This window comes from Pseudomonas sp. AD21, from assembly GCF_002878485.1.
Classification (GTDB): domain Bacteria; phylum Pseudomonadota; class Gammaproteobacteria; order Pseudomonadales; family Pseudomonadaceae; genus Aquipseudomonas.
This window is the reverse complement of sequence record NZ_NQYG01000007.1, coordinates 186608-192760: the sequence shown is the minus strand read 5'-3', so window position 1 is coordinate 192760 and position 6153 is coordinate 186608. Positions and strand designations below refer to the sequence as shown.

6 protein-coding genes and 1 tRNA gene are annotated in these 6153 nt (G+C 58.8%); 4 read left to right on the top strand and 3 right to left on the bottom strand.

What is annotated here, in order from left to right; all coding sequences use genetic code 11:
* Window positions 1-99 precede the first annotated feature (99 nt).
* The 4 genes from PseAD21_RS06975 to PseAD21_RS06960 all read left to right on the top strand — a co-directional run bounded on the left by PseAD21_RS06975 (window position 100) and on the right by PseAD21_RS06960 (window position 3856).
* Window positions 100-1476: an L-serine ammonia-lyase gene (locus tag PseAD21_RS06975; RefSeq protein WP_102355048.1), complete on the top strand. Its 1377-nt coding sequence runs from the start codon at window positions 100-102 to the stop codon at window positions 1474-1476.
* Window positions 1477-1527: 51 nt separating this feature from the next.
* Window positions 1528-2652, top strand: coding sequence for a glycine cleavage system aminomethyltransferase GcvT (gcvT, locus tag PseAD21_RS06970; protein WP_102355047.1), 1125 nt, complete (start codon window positions 1528-1530; stop codon window positions 2650-2652).
* Window positions 2653-3057: 405 nt separating this feature from the next.
* Complete coding sequence (locus PseAD21_RS06965) at window positions 3058-3270, top strand: cold-shock protein (protein WP_003227496.1); 213 nt, start codon at window positions 3058-3060, stop codon at window positions 3268-3270.
* A gap of 97 nt (window positions 3271-3367) precedes the next feature.
* Window positions 3368-3856 carry an RDD family protein gene (locus PseAD21_RS06960; protein WP_102355046.1) on the top strand — a complete coding sequence of 163 codons (489 nt, stop codon included), beginning with the start codon at window positions 3368-3370 and terminating at the stop codon, window positions 3854-3856.
* A 136-nt stretch (window positions 3857-3992) separates the two neighbouring features.
* Here PseAD21_RS06960 and nadA read toward each other — a convergent pair whose 3' ends face one another.
* From nadA to queC, 3 genes are all read right to left on the bottom strand, one after another.
* A complete protein-coding gene (gene nadA / locus PseAD21_RS06950) occupies window positions 3993-5051 on the bottom strand; it encodes a quinolinate synthase NadA (protein WP_102355045.1) in 1059 nt (352 codons plus the stop codon).
* A 271-nt stretch (window positions 5052-5322) separates the two neighbouring features.
* A tRNA-Lys gene (locus PseAD21_RS06945) sits at window positions 5323-5398 on the bottom strand.
* 62 nt (window positions 5399-5460) lie between these two features.
* Window positions 5461-6153 (bottom strand): 7-cyano-7-deazaguanine synthase QueC, encoded by a 693-nt coding sequence (gene queC / locus PseAD21_RS06940; protein WP_102355044.1) that lies wholly within the window; start codon window positions 6151-6153, stop codon window positions 5461-5463.

Sequence of the window (6153 nt, the reverse complement as noted above, 5' to 3'; positions counted from 1 at the left end):
TGACACACCGCATTCGCGAGCAAGCCCGCTCCCACAGGGGATTTGTGTCCAGCCTTGAGCTTGCGCCAATTTCTATAACAAGAAACCGGAGAACCACTCATGTCGTTAAGCGTGTTCGACCTGTTCAAGATTGGCATCGGCCCTTCCAGCTCCCACACCGTCGGCCCGATGCGTGCCGCTGCGCGCTTCGCCGAAGGCCTGCGCCGGGACAACCTGCTGTCTGCAACCAACACCGTAAAAGTCGAGCTGTACGGCTCTCTCGGCGCCACCGGCAAGGGCCACGGCAGCGACAAAGCCGTGTTGCTCGGCCTCGAAGGCGAACATCCGGACACCGTTGATACCGAAACCGTCGCCGCGCGCCTGCAAGAGATTCGCGGCAATGGCCGGCTGAACCTGCTCGGTGAACACAGCATTGCGTTCAACGAGAAAGAACACCTGGCGATGATCCGCAAGCCGCTGGCCTATCACCCCAACGGCATGATCTTCCGTGCGTTCGATGCGGCGGGCATTCAAATCCGCAGCCGCGAATACTACTCGGTGGGCGGTGGTTTCGTAGTCGACGAAGACGCGGCCGGTGCCGACCGCATCGTCGAAGATGCCACCGCGCTGACCTTCCCGTTCAAAAGTGCCAAGGACCTGCTCGGCCATTGCGTTACCTACGGTCTGTCGATCAGTCAGGTGATGCTGACCAACGAAAGCGCCTGGCGTCCGGAGGCGGAGACCCGCGCCGGTCTGCTGAAAATCTGGCAGGTGATGCAGGACTGCGTCGCCGCTGGATGCCGCAACGAAGGCATTCTGCCGGGCGGGCTGAAGGTCAAACGCCGGGCGGCAGCACTGCATCGGCAATTGTGCAAGAACCCGGAATCAGCATTGCGCGATCCGCTGTCGGTGCTCGACTGGGTCAACCTGTACGCGCTGGCAGTCAACGAAGAAAACGCCAACGGCGGACGCGTGGTGACTGCGCCCACCAACGGCGCGGCGGGGATCATCCCGGCAGTGCTGCATTACTACATGCGTTTTATCCCGGGTGCCAACGATGACGGTGTCGTGCGCTTTCTGCTGACTGCCGCCGCCATCGGCATTCTGTACAAGGAAAACGCCTCGATCTCCGGTGCTGAAGTCGGCTGTCAGGGCGAGGTCGGCGTCGCCTGCTCGATGGCCGCCGGTGCGTTGTGTGAAGTCCTTGGCGGCAGCGTGCAGCAAGTGGAAAACGCTGCGGAAATCGGCATGGAACACAATCTCGGCCTGACCTGCGACCCGATTGGCGGGCTGGTGCAGGTGCCATGCATCGAGCGCAACGCGATGGGTTCGGTGAAGGCGATCAACGCGGTGCGCATGGCGATGCGTGGCGACGGGCAACACTTCGTCTCCCTCGACAAGGTCATCCGCACCATGCGCCAGACCGGCGCCGACATGAAAAGCAAATACAAGGAGACCGCCCGTGGCGGTCTCGCGGTCAACATTATCGAATGCTAATTAGCCCCCTCTCCCTCCGGGAGAGGATTGGCGCGAATCAAGGAGTCCCGCATGTCCACCGAACAACTGTCGAAAACCCCGCTGCACGCTCTGCACCTCGAACTCGGCGCCCGCATGGTGCCGTTCGCCGGCTACGATATGCCGGTGCAATACCCCCTGGGCGTGATGAAGGAACACCAGCACACCCGCGAGCAGGCCGGGCTGTTCGATGTCTCGCACATGGGCCAGATTCGCCTGACCGGCGCCAATGCCGCCAAGGCCCTGGAAACCCTGGTACCCGTGGACATCATCGACCTGCCGGTGGGCATGCAGCGCTACGCGATGTTCACCAACGAGAGCGGTGGCATCCTCGACGACCTGATGGTCGCCAACCTCGGTAACGACGAGCTGTTCCTGGTGGTCAACGCCGCGTGCAAGGATCAGGACCTCGCGCATCTGCAAAAGCACATCGGCGATCAGTGCACCATTACGGAGCTGTTCGAAGCGCGCGCGCTGCTGGCGTTGCAAGGTCCGGCAGCGGTCACCGTGCTGGCGCGACTTGCGCCGGAAGTGGCGAAGATGACGTTCATGCAGTTCAACCGCGTACAACTGCTGGGCGTGGATTGCTTCGTCAGCCGCTCGGGCTACACCGGTGAAGACGGTTTCGAAATCTCGGTACCGGCAGCCGACGCGGAAAAACTCGCCCGCGCCCTGCTCGCCGAACCGGAAGTCCAGGCCATCGGCCTCGGCGCTCGCGATTCGCTGCGCCTGGAAGCCGGCCTGTGCCTGTACGGCCACGACATGAACACCGACACCACGCCGATCGAAGCCAGCCTGCTGTGGGCGATCTCCAAGCCACGACGCGCTGATGGCGCACGGGCCGGCGGTTTCCCGGGGGCGGAGACAGTTTTCGCTCAGCAACAGAACGGCGTCGCACGCAAACGCGTCGGCCTGCTGCCACAAGAACGTACCCCCGTGCGTGAAGGCGCGGAAATCGTCAACGAAGCCGGCGAGATCATCGGCAGCGTGTGCAGCGGCGGCTTCGGTCCGACCTTGGGCGGTCCTTTGGCGATGGGTTACCTCGACAGCGCTTATGTCACCCTCGACACGCCAGTCTGGGCCATCGTCCGTGGGAAAAAGGTGCAAATGCTTGTAAGCAAAATGCCATTTGTTCCACAACGCTACTACCGTGGTTGATTGACTGTTTCTATACGTAACGCGATTGCGTTATGCGTGCACTAATGTGTAACGCAATCGCCACAAAAAAGTGCATTTTCTAACATTTGATTCGAATATGAACTTTGCTTATAACAATCGAAAACAATTGAGCAGGTTAATCGTCTAAGCCGCACTAGTGAACTGACTAATTGCCAGCAAGGGCAGGAAAACCGGGGCCTTCACGGGGCTTGTTTTTTCTCCCGTAGTTGGCGTAGAGTTTGTCCACTGTGTTTGCATGGGTCAGCTTGGAATCGTGACCTGGGCAGTAGCCTACAAAGTTAGCTACATCCCGTTCGACGTCTTCTTACTCTCCTGCAACCAGCCCCAGTACTCTTTCATGAGAAAGAGACTGTCATTAATTTTTTGCGTCAAAGGAAATAAGAAATGTCCACACGTCAGAGCGGTACCGTCAAGTGGTTTAACGACGAGAAAGGTTTTGGTTTTATCACTCCAGAAAGCGGTCCGGATCTGTTCGTGCATTTCCGCGCCATCCAGGGCAACGGCTTCAAGAGCCTCAAAGAAGGCCAGAAAGTGACCTTCGTTGCAGTGCAAGGCCAGAAAGGCATGCAGGCTGACGAAGTACAAGCTGAAGCTTAATCTTCTGTAACGAAAAAGCCCCTGATATTGATATCAGGGGCTTTTTTGTGCGCGCGAATCCGTAAAATGGCGCTTCCATTTGCGTCCAGAGGCTGCCATGTCGAAAAACCTGCTCACTCCCCAGGGCGATTTTCCTGCCGTAGGCCTGGGCCGTCGTCTGGCCGCGATGTTCTATGACTTTCTGCTGTGCACCGCCCTGCTGATCGTCACCGGTTTCATTTACAAACTGATCCAGGCCGCGATCATCGGCGAAGAACGCCTGCGCGTGCTGACCGATGCCGGAAAAATGGATGGCGATCCACTGTACTCCACGGTGCTGCTGCTGGTGCTGTTCGCCTTCTTCGCCAAGTTCTGGACCCACGGCGGGCAGACGCTGGGCATGCAGGTGTGGGGGATTCGCGTACAGAACGCTGATGGCAGCGCGATCAGCCTGTGGCAGGCGCTGCTGCGCTTCATGGTGTCGATCGCATCATGGCTGTGCGTGGGGCTTGGCTTCTTCTGGTCGCTGTATGACCAGCAGAAGCGCACGTGGCATGACATCTATTCCGATACCCGCGTGGTGCGGATTCCGAAGAAAACCAAATAACCCTCCAAAACGCAGAAACAACTGTGGGAGCGGGCTTGCTCGCGAAGGCGCCGTATCAGTCGAGTTAGATGTTGACTGATATGACGCCTTCGCGAGCAAGCCCGCTCCCACAGGTTTTGTATGCTGCCTTTAGAGCTTAGGCGTTACCCGCCAGCTTCATCCGCGCGGTCTGAGTAAAGTCCAACATGCGCTTCAACGGACGGATCGCCTGCGGAATCAATGCCGGATCGACAAAGATCTCGTTCGTCCCTTCCTTCAAGCTCTTGAGCGTACGCTCAAGGGTGTTCATGGCCATCCACGGGCAATGTGCGCAACTGCGGCACGCTGCGCCGTTACCGGCGGTTGGCGCCTCGATGAAGACCTTGTCCGGGCACAACTGCTGCATCTTGTAGAAGATGCCGCGATCGGTGGCGACGATCAGGGTCTTGTTCGGCAGGCTTTGCGCGGCAGCGATCAACTGACTGGTAGAACCTACTGCATCCGCCAGTTCGATCACCGAGGTCGGCGACTCCGGGTGCACCAGAATCGCCGCGTCCGGGTACAGCGCCTTCATGTCTTCGAGCTGCTTGGACTTGAACTCCTCGTGAACGATACAGGCACCGTCCCACAGCAGCATGTCGGCGCCGGTCTTGCGCTGGATGTAAGTCCCCAGGTGCTTGTCCGGGCCCCAGATGATGGTCTCGCCGTTGTCCATCAGGCTTTCGACGATCTCCAGCGCGCAGCTCGAGGTCACGACCCAGTCAGCCCGGGCTTTGACCGCTGCGGAGGTATTGGCATACACCACCACAGTACGCTCCGGATGTTGATCGCAGAACGCCGAGAACTCGTCGACCGGGCAACCCAGGTCCAGCGAGCAAGTCGCGTCGAGGGTCGGCATCAGCACGCGTTTTTCCGGGTTGAGAATCTTCGCCGTCTCACCCATGAACTTCACACCGGCGACCACTACGGTCTTGGCCGGATGGGCATTGCCGAAGCGAGCCATCTCCAGGGAGTCGGAAACACAGCCACCGGTTTCTTCGGCCAGGGCCTGAATCACCGGATCGCAATAAAAGTGGGCAACCAACACCGCGTCCTGAGCCTTGAGCTCGGCGGCGATGGCAGAACGGTAATAAGCCTCTTCCTCGGCCGTCAGCGGTTTGGGCTGTTTGGCATCGAGGTGGGCTTGAACCAGAAGGCGTTCGGAAATCTGCGTCATGTTCGCAAGACCTGCAGGCGCTTTCGCGCGAAAGTCGAGTATACACCCGGCTCCGGACCGCTTGAGGGTACCGCCGGGAGAGTGAGTATTATCAGGCACGGACAGCATTGAAGCTGCGCAAGGCTACAGAATATCCCGTTGATACAAAAGATCATTCTGACCTGTGTCAGCACCGACGGCACTGAACAAATGCTCACCCGAATTGCAGGCAAAAAAAAACCCGGAAATCCTCACTTTCGTGGGCCTTCCGGATTTTCTAAACCGCCAAATATGGTGGGTCGTGTGGGATTCGAACCTACGACCAATTGGTTAAAAGCCAACTGCTCTACCAACTGAGCTAACGACCCGCTGTGTGGTGGCGCGTATAATACTGATTTTTAAGGACTATTCAACACCTTTTTTAAAATAATCAAAAATAAGGTGTTGGGTCGTCCACACCAGCGGCCGCAAAGCCTTCTGCGCGCAGGCGGCAGCTGTCGCATTTGGCGCACGCGCGGCCTTCATCGTCGGCCTGATAGCAGGAAACGGTGAGGCCATAATCAACGCCCAGCTTCACGCCGGCCTGGACGATCTGTGCCTTGCTAAGGTTCTGCAGCGGCGCCTGAATGCGAAAGCCATTGCCTTCCACGCCCGCCTTGGTCGCCAGGTTGGCCATACGCTCAAACGATTCGATGAACTCGGGACGGCAATCCGGGTAACCGGAATAATCCACCGCATTGACGCCGATGAAGATGTCACGGGCGCCAAGCACTTCCGCCCAGCCCAACGCCAGAGACAGGAACACGGTGTTGCGGGCTGGTACGTAGGTCACCGGAATGCCCTCGCCCAGCTCTTCCGGAATATCGATGCTGGTGTCGGTCAGTGCCGAACCACCCATGCCGTTCAGGTTCAGGCCGATCACTTTGTGCTCGACCACACCCAGGTCACGGGCCACGCGAGCAGCGGCGTGCAGCTCAGCGTGGGAGCGCTGACCGTAATCGAAGCTCATGGTGTAGCAGGCGTAGCCTTCGGCCCGAGCCATCGCCACCACGGTGGCCGAATCCAGGCCACCCGACAGCAGGATTACCGCACGTTTTTCGTTAGTGTTCTGTTGTTCAGTCAT